At 45.4% G+C, this 26623-nt stretch carries 24 protein-coding genes and 2 pseudogenes; 9 read left to right on the top strand and 17 right to left on the bottom strand.

The annotated features are described in order from the left end of the window. Nucleotides 1-50: 50 nt before the first annotated feature. On the top strand, nucleotides 51-245 hold the full coding sequence (locus AB4583_RS20305; RefSeq protein WP_136973848.1) for a hypothetical protein: 195 nt from the start codon (nucleotides 51-53) through the stop codon (nucleotides 243-245). Here the strand turns inward: AB4583_RS20305 and AB4583_RS20300 are convergent. Continuing rightward, on the bottom strand, nucleotides 242-808 hold the full coding sequence (locus tag AB4583_RS20300; protein WP_372119108.1) for a sugar O-acetyltransferase: 567 nt from the start codon (nucleotides 806-808) through the stop codon (nucleotides 242-244). The two genes, AB4583_RS20305 and AB4583_RS20300, sit on opposite strands and share 4 nt — an antisense overlap. Nucleotides 809-926: 118 nt before the next feature. Beyond that, the gene (gene add / locus AB4583_RS20295; RefSeq protein ID WP_372119105.1) at nucleotides 927-1925 is read right to left on the bottom strand and encodes an adenosine deaminase; all 999 of its coding nucleotides are present in this window, start codon (nucleotides 1923-1925) and stop codon (nucleotides 927-929) included. A 126-nt stretch (nucleotides 1926-2051) separates the two neighbouring features. Between add and AB4583_RS20290 the strand changes: the two genes are divergently transcribed. After that, nucleotides 2052-2999: a LysR family transcriptional regulator gene (locus AB4583_RS20290; RefSeq protein ID WP_017061092.1), complete on the top strand. Its 948-nt coding sequence runs from the start codon at nucleotides 2052-2054 to the stop codon at nucleotides 2997-2999. 271 nt (nucleotides 3000-3270) lie between these two features. Here the strand turns inward: AB4583_RS20290 and AB4583_RS20285 are convergent, their stop codons facing one another. The 9 genes from AB4583_RS20285 to AB4583_RS20245 form a co-directional block, all read right to left on the bottom strand. Further along, complete coding sequence (locus AB4583_RS20285) at nucleotides 3271-3651, bottom strand: hypothetical protein (RefSeq protein ID WP_017057786.1); 381 nt, start codon at nucleotides 3649-3651, stop codon at nucleotides 3271-3273. Between the two features lie 64 nt (nucleotides 3652-3715). After that, a complete protein-coding gene (locus tag AB4583_RS20280) occupies nucleotides 3716-5764 on the bottom strand; it encodes a glycoside hydrolase family 3 N-terminal domain-containing protein (RefSeq protein WP_372119100.1) in 2049 nt (682 codons plus the stop codon). Between the two features lie 272 nt (nucleotides 5765-6036). Beyond that, nucleotides 6037-6540, bottom strand: a complete 504-nt coding sequence (locus AB4583_RS20275; protein ID WP_372051051.1) for a YgjV family protein — start codon at nucleotides 6538-6540, stop codon at nucleotides 6037-6039. Between the two features lie 130 nt (nucleotides 6541-6670). Then, nucleotides 6671-7297, bottom strand: coding sequence for a bifunctional 4-hydroxy-2-oxoglutarate aldolase/2-dehydro-3-deoxy-phosphogluconate aldolase (locus AB4583_RS20270; protein WP_017068137.1), 627 nt, complete (start codon nucleotides 7295-7297; stop codon nucleotides 6671-6673). A 9-nt stretch (nucleotides 7298-7306) separates the two neighbouring features. Continuing rightward, on the bottom strand, nucleotides 7307-8299 hold the full coding sequence (locus tag AB4583_RS20265) for a sugar kinase (protein WP_372119096.1): 993 nt from the start codon (nucleotides 8297-8299) through the stop codon (nucleotides 7307-7309). A gap of 3 nt (nucleotides 8300-8302) precedes the next feature. Continuing rightward, nucleotides 8303-9715 (bottom strand): glucuronate isomerase, encoded by a 1413-nt coding sequence (gene uxaC / locus AB4583_RS20260; protein WP_102394443.1) that lies wholly within the window; start codon nucleotides 9713-9715, stop codon nucleotides 8303-8305. A 12-nt stretch (nucleotides 9716-9727) separates the two neighbouring features. Then, nucleotides 9728-11191 carry a fructuronate reductase gene (locus AB4583_RS20255; protein ID WP_017068140.1) on the bottom strand — a complete coding sequence of 488 codons (1464 nt, stop codon included), beginning with the start codon at nucleotides 11189-11191 and terminating at the stop codon, nucleotides 9728-9730. 96 nt (nucleotides 11192-11287) lie between these two features. Then, the gene (locus tag AB4583_RS20250) at nucleotides 11288-12595 is read right to left on the bottom strand and encodes a TRAP transporter large permease (RefSeq protein ID WP_017068141.1); all 1308 of its coding nucleotides are present in this window, start codon (nucleotides 12593-12595) and stop codon (nucleotides 11288-11290) included. Between the two features lie 15 nt (nucleotides 12596-12610). Next, nucleotides 12611-13123, bottom strand: coding sequence for a TRAP transporter small permease (locus tag AB4583_RS20245; RefSeq protein WP_017068142.1), 513 nt, complete (start codon nucleotides 13121-13123; stop codon nucleotides 12611-12613). 299 nt (nucleotides 13124-13422) lie between these two features. Between AB4583_RS20245 and AB4583_RS20240 the strand changes: the two genes are divergently transcribed. The 6 genes from AB4583_RS20240 (at nucleotide 13423) to AB4583_RS20215 (ending at nucleotide 19762) form a co-directional block, all read left to right on the top strand. After that, nucleotides 13423-14406 carry a TRAP transporter substrate-binding protein gene (locus AB4583_RS20240; RefSeq protein ID WP_029235323.1) on the top strand — a complete coding sequence of 328 codons (984 nt, stop codon included), beginning with the start codon at nucleotides 13423-13425 and terminating at the stop codon, nucleotides 14404-14406. Nucleotides 14407-14513: 107 nt separating this feature from the next. Beyond that, nucleotides 14514-15296: an FCD domain-containing protein gene (locus tag AB4583_RS20235; RefSeq protein WP_017068144.1), complete on the top strand. Its 783-nt coding sequence runs from the start codon at nucleotides 14514-14516 to the stop codon at nucleotides 15294-15296. 207 nt (nucleotides 15297-15503) lie between these two features. After that, complete coding sequence (uxuA, locus tag AB4583_RS20230; RefSeq protein ID WP_017068145.1) at nucleotides 15504-16691, top strand: mannonate dehydratase; 1188 nt, start codon at nucleotides 15504-15506, stop codon at nucleotides 16689-16691. A 170-nt stretch (nucleotides 16692-16861) separates the two neighbouring features. Continuing rightward, nucleotides 16862-17380, top strand: a complete 519-nt coding sequence (locus tag AB4583_RS20225) for a TetR/AcrR family transcriptional regulator (protein ID WP_017061096.1) — start codon at nucleotides 16862-16864, stop codon at nucleotides 17378-17380. Then, nucleotides 17377-18432, top strand: a complete 1056-nt coding sequence (locus AB4583_RS20220) for an alcohol dehydrogenase family protein (RefSeq protein WP_372051055.1) — start codon at nucleotides 17377-17379, stop codon at nucleotides 18430-18432. Before AB4583_RS20225 ends, AB4583_RS20220 begins: the two co-directional genes overlap by 4 nt. A gap of 235 nt (nucleotides 18433-18667) precedes the next feature. Continuing rightward, nucleotides 18668-19762 carry an HDOD domain-containing protein gene (locus AB4583_RS20215; protein ID WP_372051056.1) on the top strand — a complete coding sequence of 365 codons (1095 nt, stop codon included), beginning with the start codon at nucleotides 18668-18670 and terminating at the stop codon, nucleotides 19760-19762. Nucleotides 19763-19858: 96 nt separating this feature from the next. On the opposite strand, the gene AB4583_RS20210 is transcribed toward AB4583_RS20215, so the two are convergent. The 4 genes from AB4583_RS20210 to AB4583_RS20195 form a co-directional block, all read right to left on the bottom strand. Further along, complete coding sequence (locus tag AB4583_RS20210) at nucleotides 19859-21379, bottom strand: SgrR family transcriptional regulator (RefSeq protein ID WP_372051057.1); 1521 nt, start codon at nucleotides 21377-21379, stop codon at nucleotides 19859-19861. Nucleotides 21380-21389: 10 nt separating this feature from the next. Next, a complete protein-coding gene (locus AB4583_RS20205) occupies nucleotides 21390-22400 on the bottom strand; it encodes a Gfo/Idh/MocA family protein (RefSeq protein WP_372051058.1) in 1011 nt (336 codons plus the stop codon). A 113-nt stretch (nucleotides 22401-22513) separates the two neighbouring features. Further along, nucleotides 22514-23413 (bottom strand): homocysteine S-methyltransferase family protein, encoded by a 900-nt coding sequence (locus AB4583_RS20200; RefSeq protein ID WP_372051059.1) that lies wholly within the window; start codon nucleotides 23411-23413, stop codon nucleotides 22514-22516. A gap of 108 nt (nucleotides 23414-23521) precedes the next feature. Next, nucleotides 23522-24478 carry an integron integrase gene (locus AB4583_RS20195; protein ID WP_372119086.1) on the bottom strand — a complete coding sequence of 319 codons (957 nt, stop codon included), beginning with the start codon at nucleotides 24476-24478 and terminating at the stop codon, nucleotides 23522-23524. A 339-nt stretch (nucleotides 24479-24817) separates the two neighbouring features. Here AB4583_RS20195 and AB4583_RS20190 point away from each other — a divergent pair, with 339 nt between their 5' ends. Next, nucleotides 24818-25168 carry a RidA family protein gene (locus tag AB4583_RS20190; protein ID WP_017072148.1) on the top strand — a complete coding sequence of 117 codons (351 nt, stop codon included), beginning with the start codon at nucleotides 24818-24820 and terminating at the stop codon, nucleotides 25166-25168. 353 nt (nucleotides 25169-25521) lie between these two features. On the opposite strand, the pseudogene AB4583_RS20185 reads toward AB4583_RS20190, so the two are convergent. Then, a pseudogene (locus AB4583_RS20185) lies at nucleotides 25522-26463 on the bottom strand (IS110 family transposase); the annotation flags it as partial. A 68-nt stretch (nucleotides 26464-26531) separates the two neighbouring features. After that, nucleotides 26532-26623, bottom strand: a pseudogene (locus tag AB4583_RS20180) (IS21-like element ISVch3 family helper ATPase IstB); the annotation flags it as partial.

Here is a 26623-nt window from a genome sequence, read left to right as displayed (position 1 = left end):
AGGCCTCCTCCTACTCGATTATGGAGCAGTAAAATTTGAGGGTGTAGAAAATGAAAAGATACCCACCTAAGTCTATCGTTGCATTCTTGTTTTTGACTATATCAGCGCTGGTTTTAGTTGCGGCTGTCGTGCTTCAAATTCGCGGTGAACAAGTGTGCGATAAAACAACGCTGATAATTAGATTAAGAGCCATGCTATTGAAACATCGCTCTTTTTTAGATTTGGATACGCGCTTTCTTGTTTAATCGCGAGTTTGTTCGGCATTAAAATGCCGAATCAACTTGGCTGGAGTGCCGCCGTACAGGCAATCTGGTGGTACATCACTGTTAACCACTGAGTTCGCTGCGATAACAGAGCGAGCGCCAATCGTAACGCCTTGGTTGATGACTGAGTTTCCACCAATCCACACATCGTCTTCGACTGTGATAGGTAGGCAGAAAGTTTCCCACTTACGGCGGCTGAGATAATCCAGTGAGTGGGAGGCTGTGTAAAACTGGGCACTTGGCCCTATCAATACATTGTTACCAATCTTGATATTCGCGCCATCAAGCATCACCACGTTCATGTTGATAAAGGTGTCGTCACCGATCTCGATGGTTTTGCCAAACTCGCAATGAAAAGGAGGACGGACAACGCTGCTTCCTACTTTACCAAACAGATTAGCCTGAAGACTTGGTAGTTGAGTATCGTCTGAACATTGATTCAAGTCTGATAGCGCCTTGCTGGCGTGAGTGCGCATGTGGTCTACCTCATGGTCTGCGCCATCAAAAATCTCGCCGGACAGCATTTTCTCGAGTTCTGTTTTCATTGTTTGCATCCCATTCGTCAACATCGATATTAGAATACGGATAATTGGACATAAAAAAAGAGAAAAGCCTAAGCCTTTCTCTTCCTGTTTTTCTACTTAGCAATCAAGATTGCTCAAATTAGATTTGCTCAACGAAACCCATTAGGTGCTGTTTCACTTCGTCTGAAGCAAAAGCGCTCTCTACAGAGTACTTGTAGATCTCTGCGTAGTCTTCTTGTGTTAGACCGAACGTTTCACATACACGCTTCACTTCGTTAGTCATGGTTGTGTTCGACACAGTGCGGTTGTCTGTGTTGATCGTTACAACGATGCCGTCTTTCTTGAATTCAGCAATTGGGTGGTCGCTGAATTTGTGAATACATTTAGTTTGCACGTTACTTGTTGGGCAAGTTTCAAGCGCAACCTGCTTCTCTTTAACGATGTTGTACGCGTCTTCGTTACCTTGGATGTGGACACCGTGGCCGATACGCTCAGCGTCAAGCAGTGTGACTGCATCGTAAACGTTTTGACCATGCCATTGCTCACCAGCGTGCACGGTAATGCGGTAGCCTTTTTCAAGAGCGTATTGTGTGTATTCTGGGAATTCAGCACAGAAACCTGGCTTTTCACCACCTGCGATATCAAACGCAACCACGCCTTTACCTAGGTAAGGTTGGCCCGCGTCGATCACGTCTTTGATCGAGTCTTTAGGGAACATACGAAGCACTGACATGATGTAGTTGCCCTTGATGTCGTATTTCTCTTCAGCACGCTTCATGCCTTTTACTGCGCTTGCAATGATCGTATCAAGAGACAGACCTTTGTTTACGTGCAGGATTGGCGCAAAACGAACTTCTAGGTACTTAACGTTTTCTAGTGCTGCGTCTTCGTAAAGCTCGAAAGAGATACGCTCAATCGCTTCTTCCGTTTGCATCACTTGCAGTGGCAGGCTAAAGCAAGCTAGGTACTCATCAAGGTTTTTGCAATCTTCAGGCACTGTTAGAGACTTTACTACCGCTTCACGGTCTTCTGGAAGTTCGATTCCGTACTGTTTCGCCAGATCAATAATGGTGTCTGGACGAACACTTCCGTCTAGGTGGCAGTGCAGATCAATCTTAGGGAGTGCTAGAAAGTTCATGAGTATTCCTTAGGTCTATTATTTTTTGAGTTATTAACTCATAGGTTACATGGGCTTAAATTAACAAGTTTGTGATATGATTTAAAGTGACATAAAGTCATCATTAATCTGAATCTAAGGAATATCATGGTAGATGTTAAAAGCTTACTCAAATGTGATATGAATTTACTGCTGTGTTTACACGTGTTGCTTGAAGAGCGCAGCGTGAGCAAAACGGCAGAGCGATTGTTCCTTAGTCAGTCTGCGGTGAGTAAACAACTCACTAAGCTGCGTTCTTTGTTTGACGACCCTTTGTTTGAACGTGAGTCAAAAGGCCTGTTTCCAACACCGAAAGCCACCTCTTTAGCGCCTAAAATTCATCAAATCCTTCTGCAAGTTGAACAGCTAACCGTGCCGGACATTTTTGAGCCGAAAGACAGCGAACGTACTTTTAATATCGATCTTGTTGAAACCGCTTATACCGCGATTTACCCTAAATTTATGCCTAACGCGCTAGCAGATGCGCCGAACATTACGGTAAACAGCACTACTTGGAGCAGCGAAACCTTTAAGCGCTTACTAAAGCGTGAGGTCGATTTCGGGATTGGAATTTTTGAGCTCGATGAAAGGGCTAGCACCCACATTCAAAATATCCCTGCCGAGCTAAACCACGTCGAGTTGCTGCAAGATTACTCTGTGTGCTTGATGCGAAATGATCACCCAGTACTTCAAGAAGAGTGGAATCTGCAAGCCTTCCTTAAATACCGTCATATTCAGTTGGTGACTGGTGGCGTTGGCGACTGGTTGCTACTGGAAATCTTGCAAGCCAAACAGCTTCAAATTAACAAAGCCGCCAACGTGTCGGACATCACCAGCGCAGTAAAGCTGTGCAAACAAAGCGATTTGCTGATGTGTTATCCGTACAACTCGGTTCGTGACTATATTGAGAGTGGCGAACTGGTGATGAAGCCGATTCCTATTGAGTTGGTTCCCGGTGGTTTGTTTTTGCTTTGGCACCGTTACTTTGATTCTGAACCAAGCCACAAATGGCTTCGCGACCTCATAGTCAATAAGACCCAAGAACCTCAGCTGTAAACCGCGAGCTACGATGATCAAAACGGCGAAATAAGTTTTTTTAAATTTATTTCGTCTTTTTCGAATGAGCATTGTCTTATTACGGGTGCCAAATGCCCGCCAAGAATGAGATATCTAAATGAATCCAATGCCATCGATTCGTTGGTGTTGATTGATTAGTGCTTAATCCTGATGACAGACAGAAGTAAGGCCAACGTGTATACGCTGGCCTTTTTTATGGTTCTTCGCAGATTAGCGCCAAGTTGGATAAGCGACTCGGCTTGTTGTTACGTTATGCTGGAACCTTAAAACAAGAATCTTGATTGCTGTATTTTGGTACGAAGCACAATTTGTCTGCCGACATTTTTAAGCCGTTTTGCATCTGGATATGTGTTACCGCCCAAATCACGCAGCCATGAGGCAAATTGAATAGCGAGCGAGTTTGAGTGAACAACACGCCGTCATCATAGGCTGGTGTAATGTTCGTCGCTTTGCCTTGCCACGCCTTATGAGTGGTTTGCACATCAATATTTGGAACAATCAATGAGAGCATTTCTGGCTCAACGTCTTTTACGACTTTCAAGCAGATACGACACCCATCGTAGTATTGTTCTATCCAGATTTTATGTGGAATAGCGTGATCATCCCAACCCAGTTGTAAGATATGTTCCATGACTTTGTCCTTGGTATCTAAGAAGGAAAGGCAGTGCTCAACACTGCCTGAATTAGCTCAAATATTATTCGTAACTTAAACCATGTCCGAACGGGTAAAGGGTGTCGGCTTGATCATACCCAGGGTAGTCTGAGTCTTGGTTTTGAATGGCTTGGGCACTGTTCGCTAAAGCAAATGGCAGTTTTCCTTGAGGAGCAAAGTTGCCTGAAAGTACTTCCATTAGGTTGCTGTCCGAGACACCAAATGTGGCGATCACGGCACCGGCTTGCTTAAGATTACTTTGATCGTCTAGCACGAAGGGTTGTCTAAAGTTGATGGACAATACCGTTTTGTCAGCGCCCACTTCGTTCATAACGGCTTTAATGTCGCTTAGGCTTGGTTCAATATGCCAAGATGCAGCTGTAGCCATTTCACTGAACGCAAGAATATCGAGTTCATCTGGGTTCGCGCCACCAAAGATAAGATCAGGATCTGAGCCTTCGTTAGATACGCGAACACGAATAACCGCATAGTCCGTATCGGCTGGTGCTGGTGGACGCGTTTCTCCCGCTTCGTAATCTCCAGAAGTCACGGTAAACTTGTACTTGTCGCCTCCAGCAATGTTTTCGTCCATTCCCATGACATACAGAGCAACAGGATTTTGTGCGGTTGATTCAGCTAGAGGTAAAGTCTTATTGGTATTTTGAAGTAAGACGACAGACTTTTTCTGTGCGTAATCAGCGCGTTCTTGGTACTTCTCATTGCCTAAAATCTCTTGGGCTTTTTTCTCGTCAACATAAGTGTTTTCGAAAAGGCCAAGCTTGAATTGTTCTTCAAGTAAGCGTGTTACTGATAGGTCGACACGCTCTTCGGTGATCAGATCCTTTTCGACCAGTTTCACGATGACTTCTTTATCATGGAAACCTGAAAGAACATCGACTCCAGCTTCGACCGCCATGGCAACCTGCTCATCAATCGTTTTGTGTTCTACACCCCATGCTCGCTCACCAATAATGCCGGTATCTGAGTTCACGTTACCTGTGTAGCCCAATTCGTCTCTGAGAAGGTCGGTAACAATGCCTTTTGAGAAGGACATACCAACATCGTTTGGCATCCACTTTTGATCTACAGGGATGCCGTAGTAAGGCATGATTGAAGAAGCGCCAGCCTCAATCGCAGCAATAAACGGTTTTAGGTGGTAATCAAAATTGTTCTTTGGATAGACTTGGTTTTTACCGAAGTCATAATGTGGGTCACCACCGTTTTCTTGTGGACCGCCACCAGGGAAGTGTTTGATGGTTAGCGCGATACTGTCTTCGTTGACCTCACCGCCATCCTGCAACCCTTTGATAAGTGAGCGCATAATGTCAGACGCTAAATCTGCATCTTCGGTAAAGGTTTCGTGTACTCGGTACCAACGAGGTTCTGTCGCCAAATCCATCATGTATCCGTACATACTGCGTAGGCCAATTGAAGACCATTCTTCATTCATGATACCTGCAAATTCAGTGATTAAATCCATGTCGCGAGTGGCTGCTAAACCTGCCTCTTTAGGCCAAGCAGAAAAGGCACCTGAAGAAACGTTGATCCCTGCTTTAGCTGATGGATCTATGTGGTTACGAGCATTGGATTTGAATAGAGCGGGGATACCCATTCGCGTCTGTTCACGCAGTTCTTGAACACTATTCATGAACTGGGCAGCTTCTGTTGGGGTTATCTGACAACCTGAACGGCCTGAATCGCAATCAGGCGCATTGGTAGGTGTTTCAACTACGCTGTTACGGAAGATAAAGCGCGTCATTTGGGCATCGCCAATCATGTCTTGCCCTTTACTACTAACGAGCCCACCTTTGGACGAGTTTAAGGTGTCAATGAGCATCATGCCGGCTTTCTCATCTAGCGTCATTCGGCTAACCAAGTCTGCTGCTCGCTCTTCTGGAGATAATCGCCAGTCTTCAAAGGGTTCAAGTGTTCCATTGCCGTTAGAATCTCGGAATTGGTAACCTTCAACGTTCAATACATCATGAACACGAGAGTGAACTTGGGGTTGTTGGAAGTTATTGTCGCTATCAGATGAGTTGCATCCTGCAAGAAGCAACGCGATTGCTATAGGTGTCAGGGTAAGACGCTTCATGGTCACGATCCTATTGTTAGTATAATAATAAGTACATGACCAATTTTAATAATTAATGGACTATTGGTTAACCAAAATAGGTCAAACTAAAGGTTTGGATCACCATATAAATTTAATTGGTGATTTAATTCAATTTAGTATTGGAAATATATTGACGAAGTTTAAATAACGTAAACTTAACTAGATTTAATTTTTTGATATCCAATTAATCCCCCATTTAATTAGTGATGTATTACTTCCATATTTTAAATTTAGAATAAAAAATATATTGCCTATTTTATAGTTAACAATCTGCGTTGATGTAAACGATAGATAGTGACCATGTTGGTGACAATAAAGGTGATTTCGACAAAGGACCCGCCAATCGAACCAATCCAAATGTTATGGCTAGCCCAACAGAAAGAATTGAATAAGATCAAGGACCTCAATGCGATGCCTTGTCTTGAAAAGAGTGCACATGTCGCAACGGATGAACCAACAACCGTAATAAATTCAAAGAAATGATTCATGTTGGGTAAAGTCATGCACCACATCAAGCCAATAAAGAACCACATCACTTTGCGCGATTGAGTTTTTATCGATACATAGCTGCGAATAGCATTAATAATTACGCCTATAGCCGCCACCATGGCACCCATTAATATGAAATGGATACTCATGACAAAACAAAAGATCATCATCTGGTAGCGAAAACGCATATCATCTTTTTGCCAAAAGGCCATTACACCGATACAAAAAGCCAGGCCGCCAACTCCTTGTGTTATCCAGTTTTCCATATTTAGCCTTTATTTTTAAGATGCTATCGAGCACGATTAAATATTAACTTTGAAAGAATAATGCTCAACCATAAAATAACCCTCCAAAAGGAGGGCTAGATATAACGCTAAAGGTGCTATTGCATTAGGTTTAATTGACTAACTTAACGGCTTCACGAGTTAAATGAGCCAGCTCTTCCCAATTACCTTCTTCAATCAGCTTCTTATCTACCATCCAAGTACCACCACATGCGAGAACTCGAGGTATCGCTAGGTAGTCTTTAATGTTGTTTGGGTTAATGCCACCTGTCGGCATGATCTCAATATCCGTGTAAGGCGCAAGAAGTGACTTAACCATGTTGATGCCACCTGATGCTTCAGCTGGGAAGAACTTCAATGTGGTTAAACCCATTTCTAGAGCGGCTTCTACTGTACTCGGGTTGTTGACCCCAGGAATGATATCAATACCAATCTCTTGGCAGGCTCTTACCGTGTTTGGATTAAATCCAGGAGAGACGACAAACGTTGCGCCTGCCTCTTTAGCCGCGATAGCTTGCTCACGATTGAGCACAGTGCCTGCGCCGATCAACATATCTGGTTGTGATTCACGAAGTAGACGAATAGCTTCAACTGCAGCTTCCGAACGGAATGTAATTTCTGCTGCAGGTAAACCATTTTCAGCTAACACTTTACCCAGAGGGATGATGTCTTCAGCGTTGTCGATAGCGATCACAGGGATAACTTTCAGTGTTTTCAGTTGTTGTTTGATGTTAGACATTGGTATTCCTTAAATGGCTGTGATGGCCGCTTGAGTGAGTTCTTTTGCAATAATGGCACCACGATGTTGGATAACGACGCCTGCCATGGTATTGCCGCGCTGGCATGACTTTGTTAAGTCTTCGCCCGCAAGGTAAGCCGATAAAAATCCGCCATTGAATGAGTCTCCTGCCGAGGTCGTATCAACGACATGATCAACAGGCAGGGTTGGCACCGCTAGTGGAGCCGAAGCGGCACCAGAATCTGGGTGTATGTTACTTTGTATGGTGGCATCTTGAATGAGACAGCCATCTGCACCCAGTTTGACGATGCATCGCTTAACACCCAGCGTCGTTAGACGTTCGATAGTTTGTTCTGGAGAGCTATCGCCCCAAATTAATTGTTCATCATCGAATGTGACCAACGCTAAATCCGTCAATGTATACATGGCCTGGTAGCTGTTTTTGACGGTTTGGTTTTCGTCTTGTGGCCAAAGTGCAGGGCGGAAGTTACTGTCGAAGGCAATCTCAACACCTTGTGCCTTCAACTCAACCAAGATGTTCAATAGCTCGATACGATCTTGTTCAGGCAGAATCGCTAATGTGATGCCGCTGAGAAAGACCATATCGACATTGCGCAGTGCCTGCTTTATCTGATTGAAATCTGGGTGCTGTAGCAGGTAGCGTGCAGCCGACTGGTTTCTCCAGTACAGAAAGGTACGTTCACCTGCGTCATCAAGCTGAATTAGGTATAGACCCGGAGTACGTTGGCTGTCTTGTAGAACAAGGTCCGTCGACACCCCCTCTTGTTGCCAGCGTTCTAACATTCCCTTGCTAATCGGGTCTGCGCCCAAAGCCGTGACGTAGGACACTTTTATTTCATCTTGATGGAGGTTCGCCTCGCAGCCGCGGACTAGATAGACCGCAGCATTGAGTGTGTCCCCGCCAAACGTTTGATGCATTGAGCCGAACGGTTTGCCGTTCAGCTCGATCATGCACTCACCAATAATAGCGATATGTTTCATCGGTTACGCCCTCTCTTCGAAGTAGCGTTTTGCGTTACCAAAGCAGATGTCTTCGACCATAGGGCCAAGCAGTGACATGTCGTTTGGTACCTCGCCGTTTTCAGCCCAACGACCAAGCATGTCACACAGAATTCGGCGGAAGTATTCGTGGCGTGTGTACGACAAGAAGCTGCGAGAGTCAGTCAGCATGCCGACAAACTGGCTAAGCAGACCAAGTTGAGATAACTGTTCCATTTGGCGTTGCATGCCGTCTTTCTGATCGTTGAACCACCAACCAGAACCAAACTGAACTTTGCCCGCGATGCCGCCACCTTGGAAGTTACCAATCATGGTTGCCATCATCTCGTTATCGCGAGGGTTTAAGCAGTAAAGAATGGTGCGAGGTAACTCGTTGCTTTGATCCATTTCGTCTAACAGGTGAGCCAATTCGAAGGCAAACGTCTTATCGCTGATCGAATCAAACCCTGCATCTGCGCCTAACAGTTGGAACATGCGCGTGTTGTTATTGCGCTGAGCACCAATGTGAAGCTGCATTACCCAACCCATTGCGGCGTAGCGCTTGCCTAACCACACCTGAACCGCTGTTGAAAACTGCGCACATTCTAGATCGGTGAGCGTTTCGCCATTGAGGCGTCGAGTTAACAGGGCATCCAAATCCGATTCTGATGGAATAGGTGCGTAGCGAACCACTTCAATACCGTGGTCAGCCGCACGACAGCCATGGGCATTAAAGTGGACTAAACGCTTGTCTAGCGCACTCAACAGATCATCAAATCGACGGATCTCGATATCGGCTACTTGACCAAGTTGGCGCAGGTAATCGACAAAGGTGTCGAGTTCGATTTTGAAGGCTTTATCTGGGCGCCAGCTTGGTAACACTTGTACATCAAATGAATTGTCTTGAGCGATCGCCTTATGGTGTTCAAGAGAATCAATTGGATCGTCTGTCGTACCAGCCATCACCACATTCATCTGCTTCATGATGCCGCGAGCACTAAATTCTGGTGTCGCTAATAGCTCGTTGCCTTCGTGCCAAATTTGGTCTGCGGTTTCTGGACCAAAGAGAGTGCCAGTAATACCAAATGGGCGGCGTAGTTCTAAATGAGTCCAATGGTAAAGTGGGTTGCCCAAGGTTTGAGGGACGGTTCTAGCCCAGGCCATGAACTTATCATAATCGCTTGCGCCTCCAGTAATCAGACGCTCATCAATCCCTGCTGAACGCATACCACGCCATTTGTAGTGGTCACCTTCAAGCCAAATCTTAGACATGTTTTCGAACTGACGATCTTGAGCCACTTCTGCCGGGTTTAGATGGCAGTGATAGTCATAAATCGGCTGGTGGCTTGCGTGTTCATGGTACAAACGACGTGCAGTCTCATTCGACAGTAAAAAGTCTTCACATAAGAAATTCTTCATTGTTTGTACTCCTTATAACGCAGCCACGGTCGCAACGGCACCGTGTTCAATTAATGATTGGTACGCTGAACTTACCGCATCAATGACCTGCGGGTCTTGGCCTAGCTCGGCAGGGAAAATCGCTTCAACCGCAAGTAATGCTGGAACCACAGAAACATTGAGTCCATGCTGGTCGCAGATCTGGCGAAGTGTGTCTGCCATTGGATCGCGGACATCAATCTCATTGCCTTGCTCATCAACGCCAGATACATAGCGCATCCAGCCAGCGATGGCGGTTGCAAGCCACGAGAAATCTGAGCCTTGATCTAAATGGAATCGTAAGCTGCCACCCATACGTTGAGGGATCTTCTGGCTGCCATCCATCGCAATCTGCCACGTCTTGTGCTTCAAGCTTGGGTTAGTGAAGCGGTTGATCAGCAAGGTTGCGTAACCTTCTAAATCAGTCCCTTCAGGCATCGTTAACGAAGGTGCCTGTGATTTCATCATCATGTCAAAAGCGGCTTTTCGGTAGCCAGCATCCGTCATAGTGTCGGAAATATGGTCGTAGCCACCAAGGTATCCAAGGTAAGCAAGGAAAGAGTGACTGCCATTGAGCATACGCAGTTTCATCTCTTCGTAAGGCACCACATCTTCTACGAACTCTGCGCCAGCGACATTCCAATCTGGACGACCTGCCACAAAGTTATCTTCAATCACCCATTGGCGGAAGGGTTCACAGGCGATGCCACATGGGTCTTCACAACCAAGCAGTTCTGCAATTTCTGTCAGTGTTTCTTCTGTTGCTGCGGGTACGATACGGTCAACCATGGTGCATGGGAAGGTGACATTGGTTTCAATCCAATCACGTAATTCTGGGTCAAGCAGTTGAGCAAACTCAATGATCGCTGCTTTTGCTACATGACCGTTCTCTTGCACGTTATCGCAAGACATGACCGTGAATGGTGTTAAGCCACGTTCACGTCGAATTTTGAGCGCTTGCACAATGTAACCTAATGCTGATTTAGGTTCGCTTGGGTTAGCTAGGTCAGCGATGACTAATGGGTTATTTTTGTCGAGTTTTCCTGTCGCTGGGTCTGCGCAGTAGCCTTTCTCTGTGATGGTCATAGAAACGATAGCCACTTGAGGTTCGGCCATTTTTTCTAATACGGTTTCGATGCCGTCTAGGCTTGGGTGAAGAGATTCGGCCACTGAGCCGATCACTTTAACGTCTGTGGATTCAGCGCCTTTTTCAGCAACCGTGTAAAGGTGATCTTGCGTGCGAAGTGATTCAATTAAGTCTTCGCCTCCGAATAGGTTAATTTCGCAAATACCCCAATCAGTGCTGGTCTTGCTGAGCATTTCATTGGTGAACAACGCTTGATGCGCTCGGTGAAATGCACCGAAGCCAAGGTGCACGATACGGCTTTGGAGTGCTGAACGGTCGTAGTCAGGTCGTAGTACAGTGTTTGGCAGCGTAGAGTTAGCAACAGTCTTCATTATTCAGTTCCTTTTCCCGCCAGCGAACCAGCGGGATTTTATTATTTGATAAAGCGTTTGAGTGTTTAGCAGTCTTAGAATCTATCTGTGACCAAATTACGAACCGTAGCCCAGTACCAATTCAGGTAGGAACAAGCTCAGCTCAGGGATAAAAGTAACGGCCATTAGGGCTGCAATAAGTGCGGCATAGAATGGCAATAAAGGCTTGATGACTTTGTCGATGGCAATGTTGGCAACCGAACAACCGATGAACAGAGCACTACCTACTGGCGGTGTACAGATACCGATAGCAAGGTTGAAGGTCATCATGATGCCGAAGTGCACAGGGTCGATGCCTAGGTCTAGCGCGATTGGTAAGAAGATTGGTGTGAAGATAAGAACCGCAGGGGTCATATCCATAAAGATGCCAACAATCAACAGAATCACGTTGATAATCAGTAGGATCATTAGTGGGTCTTCGGAAACCGCGAGTAGAGCATCGGCAATCATGTAAGGTACATCGGCGTTCGCCATTGCCCAAGACATGCCCATTGATGCGCCAACCAGTAATAGAACGATAGATGTTGTTACTGCAGACTCAAGGATGATCTTTGGAATATCACCCCATTTCACTTCGCGGTAGACAAGCACAGCTAAAACAAACGTGTATACCACAGCAATTGCGGAAGCCTCAGTCGCAGTAAAGATACCGCCAATGATGCCGCCCATGATGATGCCGATCAGTGCTAAAGAAGGTGCTGCTTTTAGGAAGGTATTCCATACCATTGATGTGGAAGGACGAGCTGCGACTGGGTAGCCACGACGTTTCGCGATAATACCTGCCACCATCATGATGCTCAGCCCCATCAATAGGCCTGGGATGTAGCCTGCTAAGAACAATGCTGCAATAGAGGTACCACCAGAAACTAATGAGAACACGATCAGCGTGTTGCTGGGTGGGATAAGCAAGCCCGCAGGACATGACGTAATATTTACCGCAGCCGAGTAGTTTTCGTCATATCCATCTTTCTTTTGCAGAGGAGACATAGTGCCACCAACTGCAGCAGCCGATGCAACCGCTGAGCCTGAGATAGACCCAAACATCATGTTTGCCATCACGTTTACGTGGGCGAGTGAACCTGGTAGACGACCACCCAACACTTTCGCGAAGTTGATCAAACGCAGCGCGATGCCGCCTTGGTTCATGATGTTGCCCGCCAAAATGAAGAACGGAATTGCTAATAGTGCAAAGTTATCAAGGCCTGCCGCCATACGTTGAGCAACTACAGCAATTGCAGGCTCAAGCGGTAAGCTCATTAAGATGGTTGCTAGTGACGATAAACCAATCGCAAAAGAGACCGGTACACCGATTGTAAGCAGTACAGCGAAACTACCGAATAATGTCAGTATTACTTGCCATTCCATTGTGAAATCCTTCTATCAATCAAGTTGTGAGTCGGTGATCAAATCGTCACCTGACATTAATTGTTTAACGCGTTCGTAGGTAAATACGACTGAGTAAAAAATCATCAAAGCGCCACTAACCGGTAAGCAGAAGTAGATGTAGCCCATTTCTAAACCTAGAGCGGGAGTCAGTTGTCCCATCGCAAGTGTTTTAGCTGCAAGTTGGCTGCCACCGTGTACCAGAACGATATAAGAGAAAGAAGCGATGGCTATTTGGATAATGATTTCGTTGATTAATTTACGTTTGCCAGTCAGCTTCATCGTAAGTAGGTCGATGGCAAGGTGGCGTTTCAGACCTGTTGTGTAAGCAGCACCAATCAGGGCTACCCACATAAAGAGGTAACGAGCGAGCTCGTCGGTAACAGTACTTGGTTTGCCAATAACATAGCGGGATAGAACCTGCCATATCACGCATAGCACCAAGAAAGACGATAGAGACACTGTAAAGGCGGCCAACCCTCTATTTATGTAACTGACCAATTTATTCATGTTTATTTCCTTTCAACAAAATTGCGTATCTCATAACAATTGGTTTACCAATGTAAGAAATTGTTTCTATGTAGGGATGGGATGTTCAAAAATCTGGCTGAATCATAAGCTATTCATTTTTTGGTTGGCGTGAGCAACTTCACAAATGATTTTGGTTGACCAATTTATGGGTTTTTATTGTGACTTTGGTCAATCAATTTTAATTTCAGCTTTGACGGTTCCTTTTTTGAGCCCCAATATGAGCCCATAACAAAAAACACCCTACATTTTGGATAACCAATCCACGGAGAATAAGAATGATGATGACGCGTAAAACTTTGATTAGTGCGGTTGTCGGTGCTGCTTTGACTTTTGGAGCAACAGCTTCTGCTTATGCAGCGACAACATTGAAACTGAGCCATAACCACCCTCGTGACCATGCAGTACATGAAGCGATGACGTTTATGGCGAAAGAAGTACGTGAATTGACTGATGGTGAGGTGCGTATTCGTATTTACCCTGATGCTCAATTGGGTACACAGCGTGAATCTATGGAGCTGATGCAGAACGGCGCTTTAGATATGGTGAAAAGTAATGCTGCTGAGCTAGAAGCTTTTTCTCCTGCTTATTCATCATTCAACATGCCTTACTTATTCCGCGATCAAGCGCACTACTACAGTGTGACTGATGGTGAAGTAGGCCGTGACATTCTTAACTCTTCTCGTGATAGCGGCTTTATTGGTGTGACTTACTACGACGCTGGTGCGCGTAGCTTCTATACCAATAAGCCAATTAACACACCAGAAGATCTGAAAGGTTTGAAAGTTCGTGTTCAACCAAGCCCATCAGCAATTGCGATGGTGAAAGCGTTAGGCGGTAACCCAACGCCACTAGCTTACGGTGAGTTGTACACAGCACTGCAGCAAGGTGTCGTAGATGCGGCTGAAAATAACATTCCTTCTTTCAGCTTGAGCCGTCACAGTGAAGTGTCTAAATACTTCAGCTTAGATGAGCACACGATGGTTCCGGATGTGTTGGTTATCTCAACCAAAGCATACGATAAACTGACTGCAGAACAACAAGATGCGCTAATGAAGGCGGCAAGTGATTCATCTGAATTGATGAAAAAATTGTGGGCTGAATCGGAAGCAAAAGAGCGTGCTAAAGCCGAGAAAATGGGCGTTACTTTTGTGGAACCAGACAAGGCTGCGTTCGCACTAGCGGTTCAACCTATGTACGACGCGCTAGATAAAGCGGACCCAGAATTGAGCGCATTGATTGACCGTATTCAGGCTGTTGAATAACGAGCAAATATAGAAAAAAGAGTAATACAAAAACAAGGTGTTACTGCATTTTAAGATATAGAGGTTGACCAATTATATTTGGTCATTATGATGGCGAGAGAAATACAATGGAAAGAAGTGACAATATCATCATGATGCCTTTCGAGCCGAAAAGACCTTATCAGGAGATAGGGTTAGTACTAAGAAAAGAACTGATTGAAGGCCTGTATAAGGTCGGAGATAGGTTACCTCCAGAACGCGATATTGCTGATCGTCTAGATGTAAGCCGCACTGTGGTGCGTGAAGCGATCATCATGCTGGAGCTTGAAAACTTAGTTGAGGTGAAAAAAGGGTCGGGTGTTTATGTCCTGAACATTCCAACTCATTCTCGCGAGAATGTGGTCAGTGATGACGCTGGTCCATTCGAGATGCTGCAGGCCCGCCAATTACTGGAAAGTAATATCGCGGAGTTTGCGGCAACTCAGGTCACTCCGGGCGACATCATTAAGATGCGCTCTGCACTCGAACTCGAGCGCGAAGAGCTTGCAAGCGGCACTACCGATTGCAGCGGAGATGAAAGATTTCACATGTGTATTGCAGAGGCAACTCAAAACTCTGTGCTGGTAGATATGTTGAAACAATCCTGGGATCGACGCGAAAAGAGTCCAATGTGGAATAAACTCCACTCTCACATCAGTGGTCAAGATTACCGTGAAGAATGGTTAGATGATCACGCTCGTATCCTCGCCGCCTTACAGCGCAAAGACCCTGTCGCTGCTAAGAACGCAATGTGGCAACACCTTGAGAATGTTAAACAGCGTTTGTTAGCGCTGTCAGACATTGATGACCCAAACTTTGATGGTTACTTATTTAGCTCCAACCCAGTGGTGCTGCTTAGCTCAGAAAGCTAGTTCTGAAGCTAATGTTGAATTCAGCGACAAGGCTCCTCTTGAAAGCTGATTCATTCACTAGGTTGTAGATAGGTAATCGTCTTTAGACCGGCGTAGACCGGTGCTATCTCGGGCAGTAATTGTCATTGCTGCCATTAAGAAGTCGTTATTGCATTTAGCTTGATTAATTCGAGCCGGCTAAGTGCGTCTTAAAGAAAGGTAAGTCTCATGGAACAAACGTGGCGTTGGTACGGCCCTAATGATCAAGTTTCGCTAGACGATATTCGTCAAGCGGGCGCAACTGGTATTGTGAATGCACTGCACCATATTCCAAATGGTGAAGTTTGGACAAAAGAAGAAATCCTTAAGCGTAAAGCCATTATCGAAGAGAAAGGTTTAACGTGGTCGGTTGTAGAAAGCGTGCCTGTGCACGAAGAGATCAAAACTCAAACTGGGAACTACCAGCAGTGGATTGATAACTATAAGCAAACTCTGTCTAACCTTGCTGAGTGTGGCATCGATACGGTTTGTTATAATTTCATGCCAGTGTTGGACTGGACGCGTACCGATTTAGAATTTGAAATGCCTGATGGCTCGCGCGCACTGCGTTTTGACCAAATCGCGTTTGCGGCATTTGAGCTGCATATCTTGAAACGTCCAGGTGCAGAGTCGGACTATTCAGAATCAGAGCAAGCTCAAGCGTTGGATTACTTCAACAACATGACGCCAGAGCAAATTCAGCAACTGACTAATAACATCATCGCTGGCCTGCCAGGCGCTGAAGAAGGTTACACACTAGAAGCGTTTCAAGCACAGCTAGATCGCTATGCGGGAATCGACAAAGACAAGCTACGTGAGCACATGTCTTACTTCCTCGCTGAGCTGATGCCTATCTGTGATGCGAATGGCTTGAAGATGGCGGTTCACCCAGACGATCCACCGCGTCCGATTCTAGGCTTGCCTCGCATCGTTTCAACGATCGAAGACATTGATTGGTTGACCGAGCATGTACCGAGCAAAATGAATGGCTTGACGATGTGTACGGGTTCATACGGTGTTCGTGGCGACAATGATCTGGTTAATATGATCAAAAAGCACGGTGACCGAATTTACTTTACGCACCTGCGTTCAACTAAGCGTGAAGAGAGCAACCCAATGACATTCCACGAAGCAGCGCACCTCGATGGTGATGTGGACATGTACAACGTTGTGATGGCTATTTTGGATGAAGAAAATCGTCGTGCAGAAGTGGGCGATCACCGCTTAATTCCAATGCGTCCGGATCACGGTCATCAAATGCTGGATGACCTTAAGAAAACCACTAACCCAGGTTATTCGGCGATTGGTCGATTGAAAGGCTTAGCTGAAGTTCGTGGTTTAGAGATGGCATTGAAACGTGCTTTTTATACTAAGTAACCACTGATTCTAGCTATAAAATTCCCTGTTAAAACCAGAACCTATGTTCTGGTTTTTTTTGTATCTGGTCCTCTTGAAGATTGTGTCTATGATTGACAGGGGTAGAGTGATCGTTCTACTCTGTAGGTAGAACAATCATTCTACCCTTTGTCGGGTATTGAGAGAGCACTATGTTGAGAGAACAGATTGCAGCAAGCTTAGAGGTGGCATTTAGCCAGCAAGGTTTTGCTGAGCCGAGCGTTGCACAGCTGAAAACGGCGTGCGATGTAAGCCTAAGAACCTTGTATAAACATTTCCCTTCAAAAGAAGCGATGATCGTTGGTGCCTTGGAATATCGACACCAACGCTACTTAGATTTCTTGTTGGAAACGTCGCCTGAAAAGGGGCTCGCATCGGTTACTCATATCTTCAACAAGCTTCAACAATGGTTAGAAGAATATGCGCCGCACGGGTGCATGTCGATGAATGCGATGGCCGCGTTTCCCGATAATGAGCTTATCAGCCAAGCGGTTACACAGCATAAAGAACAAGTTCGTTTGCTGATAGGCAAGCAGAGCCTGCGAGAGGATCTCGCGACACCGCTGTTTTTACTTCATGAAGGCGTATCAAGCGCGTGGCCAGTCTTAGGCGAAGAAGCAGTGGCATCGGCACAGAATATGGTGACAAAATTACTCAAGGAAACAGTATGAATTTCGAGATACCAAAAACAATGAAAGGCGCAGAGATGCTAGGGCACGGCGGGGCAGAAATGCTTGGCTACCGTGAAGACATTGCTGTTCCAAAAATTGAGCCTAATGAAGTGCTGATCAAAGTCATGGCAGCAGGCGTTAATAATACTGACATCAACACGCGAATCGGTTGGTATGCAAAAAGTGATGATTCAGACGATGCCAGTTGGTCGGGTGAAGCGTTGAAATTCCCTCGCATCCAAGGTGCCGATGTGTGCGGTTTTATTGTAGCTGTTGGTAACGAAGTTTCGGCTGACCGTATTGGTGAGCGTGTTCTGATTGAGCCTTGTTTGACCGAGGTTTATGGACAAGATCTACCACAACCATGGTATTTCGGTTCTGAGTGCGATGGTGGTTTCGCTGAATACACCAAAGTAGCAGCTAAGCATGCTTACGCGGTGAACAGTTCTATGTCGGATGTTGAGCTAGCGTCTTTCCCATGTTCTTACTCAACAGCAGAGAACATGCTAACTCGTGCCAATGTGGCTGAAGGTGATCGCGTGCTTATCTCAGGTGCATCGGGCGGTGTGGGCTCTGCGGCTATTCAGCTAGCAAAAGCTCGCGGCGCGTATGTTATTGCCATCACTAGCCCAAGCAAGAACCAACAGTTACTTGAACTTGGCGCTGATGAAGTGATTGCCCGTGATGCGGATTTGGTTAAAGCGCTAGGCGAAAGCAGCGTGAATGTGGTTATCGATTTAGTCGCCGGTGATAAGTGGCCGGAATTCCTTGAAGTGCTGAAACCACATGGCCGTTATGCCGTATCAGGCGCGATTGGTGGCGCTATGGTTGAGCTTGATGTTCGCACTTTATATCTTAAAGATCTCAGCTTTTTTGGTTGCACAGTTTTAGAACCACAAGTATTCCAGAACCTAGTCAACCGTATTGAGAAACAGCAGATTGGCGCCATCGTTGCAGATTCTTATCCGCTAGCCGATATCCATAAAGCGCAAGATGAGTTCTTAAAGAAAAAACACGTTGGTAAGATCGTGTTGAAAGTCGCTCAGAGTTAACTTTAGACGGTGTCACGCATCTAATCTATGTAAGAGCGAGCCAGTATCATGTGCTCGCTTTTTTGTTTCTGGCGAATGCTGGCGGGCTCAGTCTTGCAACCCGTTGAGTAACAGATCCTATACAGCTGAAAAGTTAATGATTCATTTATCATTGTGTGGTTTATGAATTAACTGTGCGATAATTACCGCCATTATATATCCCGAACTGTTTGATAATCATCTAGGAGCCGTATTGATGTTTAAAAGGGTATTGCAGGCACTATTCTCACCTTTTGTTGATTCAAAAAACAAACCCTCTGCAGAGCCTGCCCAACAAGAGCAACAACAAACCGTTGCTACTGATTCTGTTCAGTCTTCAATCTTTGTTCCGCCGTCGTCCACTCAGCCATCATCATTAATCGTCGATAATACGCTTAGCCTTCACGATGGTGAGTTCCTTGATTATTTGTTTGGAGAGTCTCGTCTTCGAACGGAGTCAGACCCATTTAGTGATTTTGTCGCTTGTCAGATCGAACGTTTGATTCGCTCTCCAAAAGCCCTGCTTAATGAACTGCCAGTGATGCCAGCCTCTGTAACCACGTTAATGGCAGAATTACAGAGCGACGACTTTGATGTCGATGCATTGTTAAGAGTGATTGAGCGCGAGCCGAGTATGGCTGCCGATGTGATTAAACTGGCTAACAGCGCCTTCTACAAACGCAGTGAAAAACAAGTTACTGACTTAAAAACTGCTTTCCTCAATATGGGTTCACAAGGGCTAATTGAAGGCGTGGTTAATTCTTACATGAAGAACTTCACGCCGGGGAACAATATTTACTGGCGTCACTTCGGTGAGAAAATTTGGAATCACAGTGTTCAAACCGCGTCGTTTTCTAAGGAGTTGATGAAAGACTCTTCACCTCAAGAAGATCAAGCAGCGGCATACTTTGTTGGGTTAATTCGCAACTTAGGCAAGATGATCATTTTCCAGATGATGGTAGAAGCCTTCAAGCATGTTGATCCTTCTGTTCCACCTAACTCGTTGGCATTGAAGCGCCTGATGAACAGCTACTCTATTCGCCTGACTTACACCATTGCTAAGTTCTGGGAACTGCCAGAGTCTGTGTTGACCGCAATTGGCTACCAAGAGTCGAGCCGATACGAATGCACACCACTTGGTCAAGCTGTGTTTGAAGCTAACTACTTGAGTGAGTTGTTTTATTTACTAGAAGAACAAACGATTGAAGTCGAGCAGTTTAAGCGCAGATGCAAAGAGACCCTAACTTTGCCTGCGGCATACAACGTGGCTAACCGTATCTATAAAGAGTCTGAATTGGCGCTAGTGAGCTAACCCTTAGCCTATTCGACCTACGCTGTGACTGAACATAATGATTGGTTGCAGCTTGGTTGGGCTAGGTTGTGAAATACATTCAGCTACGAAATACGCTTACAAATGGCTAATCCACAGCTTGTCGAGCTCGCACCAACCGAAACCATTCACTTGCGCGCCGTGTATCTTTTCAGAAACCTCTAAGTTGAACGCCTCTTGCTTGAGCTCAACCACGACCCCAGAGTCATTCAACCAATGCTTGAGTTCCAACAGTGTATTCATCGCTAACTTAACGTTGGGCTGGTTTCTTATTGAGGCTAAGCCTTGTTCGATTTTCTCTAGCATCTCAGAAGGTAAAGTTAATTCCTCAAACGGGAAGCGAGTGAAAAAGCTTAACCACGAAGTGAAGGTGTTGTTCTCATCAATAATACTGCACAGCGCGACGTCTTTGGTCGTTAGGTAGTGAGTTAGGTAGTGCCCATATTCCACGCTGGTTTTGTGGTCGCCAGACACTGACAACTGATCGAAAAGGGCTTGGCATTCAGAGGTGTCTTCAACGGTGAACTCACGAACGGTTGAAGACAACATCGGGCTTTGAATCTTAAAGAAGGTTGAGCCGAAATCCGGTTGGGAAGAATGGTCATCGCCACGCACGCTGGTCGTTTTCTCGGGCAGTTTCACGCACACCTGATTTTGAGCGCAGGCTTTGCTCTGTGCCCATTCAGGATAGACCCACAACTCGACTCGATTCAGAATCGGCGAGCTGTGTGAATAGGCGCTATTGCGGCTCAATCTCAACATCTTGCTTGAGAAGATGTCTAATGAGAACGCGCCAGATCCAATCAGCCTATCAGTCGGTAATGAGTGATCGAATACGGAGGCTTCAGCCCTAGCAAGTAGGCGCGGTAAATGCCAATCAGGTTGATTCAACTTTACGACAACCACATTGCCTGCCGAGACAGAGACCTCATCAATATGCTGATAACAGCGATGCCATATTTTGCTTTGGCAGAGAGAGTTAAGGTTGCGTGCTATGTCTTGAGGTTCGAGTGTTCTTCCGTTATGAAAGTGAACACCATTGCGAATCTGAAAGTGCCACTGTGTCGCATCTTGATTAGGCTGCCAATGATAAGCCAGATCGCCGCTGAGTTTGCCGTGCTTAACGGAGGTTAGGCGTTGGCAAACTTGCATAACTAAGAAACGTTCGGTGCGTCTAAGCACGCGTTGAGGGTGAAGCGCTTCGAGTTCTCGGTGAAACGGGATGTACGCGATATTCTGCGTCGACGGATTGGTATTGCTTAGAAAGGCTTGCAACTCAGTGCCAGCATTGCGGCCGTTGAAGCTCAAGGTGCTAAACACCTGTTCTATGTTGCCTGCGTCAGCTTGGGTTTGTGCGTATTGGTAACACGCCTCAATGGGTTCAACCAGACACGTGAGTTGTGCCTTCTTGCTGCGGCCTGAGCTAGCTTGCCACTCAATCCAACCTTGTGCTGTCATCGCTTTGAGTAAGGTCTGAACGTGACGTTCACTCACGTGCAGCAGTGTGGCCAGTTGGTTGACCTGACAATGTGATACTCCAGGCCCAAAAGCCTGAAATATCTTTTCATACAGTTCAAGCTTACGCTTAAGGTTGCCCAATTTGCTTTTCCTAACGACGAGGTTGAGTTAAATGTGAATAGCCAGAATCAATCAGTGCGTTTTCCATCGTATCGAGAACTCGAGAGGTTATCTCTGAGCTCAGGATATTCGATTCAGTTTTGCCTTGAAGCACCAAATCTGAAAAATGGTCGATTTCAAACTCGAATCCATTCCCTGTCACTCGGTAGTTAATGGTCGACTTTTTGCCTTGATGTTCAATCTCAATAAAGGCCGGATTCCACCATTTTTCGTGAATGGTGATTTTGGTTTCAGGTCCACTCAAGTGTGCTGTTCGGGGAAGGTTTTGCACTGTTGATGCCGATATCTTACCGCTTATATCACCAGAGAATGTAAAGCACGCATCGGTATCAACATTTGCCCCCTCATAAAGACACGACATCTCTACCTGAGGTTTTGAAGGGTTTACACCCAGCGTTCGGCACAGATCGTAAAAGAACCAAAGCCCATAGACCCCAACATCGAGTGTTGCTCCGCCTGACAAATCCGGATTGAAGATAAACAAATCGGGCTCATAGTCATGATGGTTACCAAAGCTGGCTTCGATTGAATCTATCTGAATGTTGTTATCGACCAAGAATGATTGGAGCTCACGATATGCGGGAAACACCACGGTTTTCATTGCTTCTAACAGCATCACGCCATTTTGCTTCGCGAGAGCTTTCATCTCAAGCCAGTCAGCAAGGTTGGTAAAAGCCGGCTTCTCGACCAATACGTGCTTATTGTTCTTTAGAAACAGTTCGGCGAGTGGCTGGTGGTATGGGTGAACCGTAGCGATGTAAACCGCTTCAACACTTGGGTCATTCGCCATCTCTTCATAAGAACCATACGCCTTGTCGCAAGCAAACTTGTTGGCGAACGTGGCTGCGCGTGAGTGATCTCTGGCGGCAACCGCATCAAGCTCACCATGCAGAGAGTGCTCTGTGACTGCGGTTGCGAATCGATTGGCGATATTGCCTAGCCCTGCGATGCCCCATTTTATTTTGCGTTGCTTGTCGCTCATCTGTTGCTCCAAATCGTTGTTTTGTATCAGTGTACTCAGAGACTTCACATACAAATAGAGAACAGATTTCTCAACCTGTTCTCTATTTATTTTATTCTAGTTGAAGCTCAGGATTAGCTCTGTATTGAGTGTTTCCAATCGGCTAGGGCTTTAATGTGTTTTGGCCCGATGCCACAACAGCCACCGATAATATTCGCGCCCAGTGCATGCCAGCGTTTAGCGTAAGTTAAGTAACCTTGGCCATCCAGCTCACGCATCTCCTGAAACATATCATTCGCTTCATGTTCGTTGCTGATAGGCGCAAAATTGTTGGCATAGACACCAACTTCTAAATCACTGCCTAGCTCATCGATCACTTTCTTGGCATCGATAATGGCTTGATCCATCACTTCAGGCACTGAACAGTTAAACATAATGCCTGTCGCGTTTGATTGGCAGGCAAGTTTGATGGCGTCTGTTACGCTCTCGCCAGAACGAATGTTGGCAAAATCGCCCTTGGTATCTTCTAAACTGAATGCGTAGTAACACGGCTTATCTGACTGCTTAAGTACCGCATGAATGGATTCGAATTCTTGCAGGCTACAAATCGTTTCCGCTATCCAAAGGTCGATGTTTGGAGCCTGGGCATCGTAAAGCGTTTGGATGATTGGCGCCGCCTCTTTTACCTTAAATAAGTCTGGTCGGTAGCTGCCAAATGGCGGTGGAATCGCGCCTGCTACTTTCACTGTGTGGGGTGCATTGTCAGCCACTGCTTTAGCCAGTTCGCCAGACAGTGCGGCTAGTTCAAAGCCTCGTTGCTCGAACAGCTCTTCACCCAAGTGAAAAGGCACACAGGCGTAGCTATTGGTGATCAAGATTTCAGCACCGGCATCGACAAAGTTTTGATGCGCTTGGCTGACAAATTCGGGTGCTTCAATCAGCGCTTGAGCACTCCAAAGCGGTTGAGAAAATGGCGCGCCAATTTCTTTGAGTTCTCGGCCCATGCCGCCATCAAGTATGGTTAGTGTTTTCATATTCAATACTATCTAAACAATTGCTGAAGTTCTGCCGCCACCATATCAGACAACCTTGTCAGACAGAAGCCATCAAGCCAAGGTTCAACTATCGATGAGGGAGTTTCGTTATAAGCCCTCCATTGGGCTAGTCGTGCCACTAAAGTGTTGCCCAATAACGTGAGTGTAAATCTGAGTTGTCTTAACATCACTGTGCCCCAGTAGCTCTTGAACCGTTCTGATATCGGAGCCTGAGTTTAGAAGTTGCGTAGCAAAACTGTGCCTGAAAGTATGACAACTAATTCGCTTGTGGCGCAATTTATTAGAGTTAGTCGCCTTCTTCAGCGTTTTTCGGAGTACCGAATCATGTAGGTGGTGTCGGCATACGATCCCCGACTCAGAGTGTTGAGTGACGGATTTTGATGGGAATAGGTACATCCAAGCAAGTTGTCGATAGGCACTAGGGTATTTTTTACCTAATCGGTGAGGCAAAGATGGCCCAAACCCATTCAAGTTATCTTTAGCGAGCAGAACTGCAACTTGTGAAATTTTGTCTTGTATAGCTTCAGTGAGTGAAAAACTTAAAATTGTCACTCGGTCTTTATTTCCTTTCCCATTGTGAACAGTGAGAGACCCTTGTTTTAGATCTATATCTTGTACTCGAAGCCTCAGGCATTCCGATACTCTCAAACCTGAACCATACAACAAGCGAAAAAACAGTTGATATTTAGGATCTATTTCATTGATCACCGAGATAGCTTCCGCATGATTGAGTACGCTAGGAATTTTTCGAGACCGAGTCGCATAGCTAAACCCTAAGTCTCCTAGAGGTTGCTTAATAAATTGATTGTATAAATAGGCTAGAGCATTGAGAGCTACCTTTTGAGTATTGATGGCTACTTTTTGTTGATTAGCTAAATGAGAAAGAAAGGAGACAACTTCAGCGGCATGCATCTGTTCAGGGTGTTTAAGCTTATGAAAATGAATGAAGTATTTTATCCAGTAACAGTAGGCTTTGATTGTCTTGCGACTATAGCCTCGCATCGTCATATGTTCGCAAATTGTCTGCATGAATTGACTCGCCATATATTCCCCTCACAAAATCTGTACATACAGACAGTTTATTGCTTGTTGAATAATTAATGACTTAAAAAAGAGTGGTTTTTAACTCTGATTGAGCACGAATTTAACGAGAGGATTATTTTAAATTATTGATTACACTACAGATTTATGGGTGGCTAAGAATGAGGCCGAGCGTTACATAGTCGGCGATATGTGCTTGCACGTTTTCACACTTAATGTTTAGACCCACTTTTACATTAAATGCATAGCATTCAGTTGGTTATGAGTGACCTTTTTGATATGTTAAGCGGATGGATTCGTGCTTGCACAATATTAAAATGTTAGCAGTTCAAGGAGAACAAAATGATCGAAAGGAAGCGGGGTGCCTATCAAGGTCGAAATAAGTCCTCAGCATATAAAGACATGGTATGGACGGTAGCAACATCATCAGACACTTCTCTGGATATAGTTGGTCAAACTAAACTGACGTTAGAAACGATAGAACAAAATCTTGAAGAATTGGATTCTGATAAAACTCAAATAGTAAGTGCGCAGGTGTTTATCGCCAATATGCCAGATAAACCTGAAATGGATAAAGTTTGGTGTGAGTGGTTGGGTGAAAATCCAGAACACTGGCCTCAACGAGCGTGCCTAGGTGTTGCGTTAGAAGGTGACGTACTTATTGAAGTGACAGTAACAGCAGTAAGACGTTAGAACACTGCTAACAAGCAATTTAAGAGGGATTCACAACGCTTGGCATTTTTGTTTCTACTTCAGTTTTAGTGTTTATGGCACAATGCTTTAGGTTTGGGTGTAGGCGTTGTTCACCCCTTAATTGGGCTACATGGACTCCCTCTTTTGTCAACAATAGCTCCCGCTGACAACAGTGGATCGGACAGCAGCTCTACATTCGGTGTTTAATCGGAATCGTTCCGTCACCTTGATGATATTCGCTTGATGCCAGCCTCATTCGTTAAACAGTATTTATTACTTCCCAATTAAACAGGTTTAGGCATCTCGGTCTGGTCGTATTGTCATCATTTGCTATTGCTTTGACTCGGTGAGTGTTAACCGTTTACATAGTTAATCTTGTACTCTTTTCCTGTTGTTAATAATGCCCATATTATACGAGCATTTTTTGCTGCTAGGGCGACAGCTGCTCGTTTATAACCTCGTCGTTCAACGAGTTGATTTAACCAAATACTGTTGCGATCGGTTTTCTCTTTACATCGTGCAATAACGGCTCTTGCGCCATGAATAAGTAGAGTGCGAATGTGTTTTTCGCCTCTTTTGCTGATGCGACCAAGATGAACATGACCACCTGTTGAGTATTGTCTTGGAACCAACCCTATCCAAGCGGCAAATTGGCGGCTAGAGCCAAATTGTTTGGCGTCATTGACGGTTGCGACAATGGCACTTGCACTGTGTTCACCGACACCTGGAATATCCATGAGCGCTTTGGCTGAAGCCATCTCACGAACTAAAGCAGAGACTCTACGATCATAGTGCAATACTTCTAGGTTAAGGTGTTGAATCTTGTTCGATAGATCTTGAAGTAGCTCTCGAGCGAGTATAGGCAAACCATTTTCTGCATCTTCAAGGACACTACCAATAGTGTTTTGAGCCGAGTAGCGCCCCTGAGGCATCACAATACCAAATTCGGAAAGCAAACCTCTGAGCTGGTTAATAGTCGCCGTTCTTGTTTTAATTAGCCCCTGTCGAATACGGTGCAGGCAAAGCACAGCTTGTTGCTCTTCACTTTTTATAGAGACAAATCGTGTTTTGGGTCTAGATACCGCTTCACAGATGGCCTCTGCGTCATTGGCATCGTTCTTCTCATTTTGTCGATATGGAATAACGAATTTGGACGCCATAATTTTCGGGTTATGACCTAGTTTCAGTAGCTCTCTCGCCCAGTGGTGTGCACCAGAGCACGCCTCCATACCGATGAGGCAGGGAGGTAACTTCGCGAATGTGTCTAAGAGTTTGTTTCTTTTGTGCGTATTTCGGTGATTGCGATCGCTCGTTTCGGTTTATTCCGATCACTTGATCCTGCCGTTTTTCTCTCTTCCTATTTTTACTCTAAGTGATCGGATTGCGCCAGTTTTCTCATCGACTCACCTCCTAGTTCTATTCGATGACTATTGTGTACCAGCCGATCCATTAGAG

The sequence above is a fragment of the Vibrio sp. 10N.222.49.C12 genome (assembly GCF_041475025.1).
GTDB classification, from domain to species: Bacteria; Pseudomonadota; Gammaproteobacteria; order Enterobacterales; family Vibrionaceae; genus Vibrio; species Vibrio crassostreae_C.
This window is presented reverse-complemented; position numbering and strand designations above follow the sequence as displayed.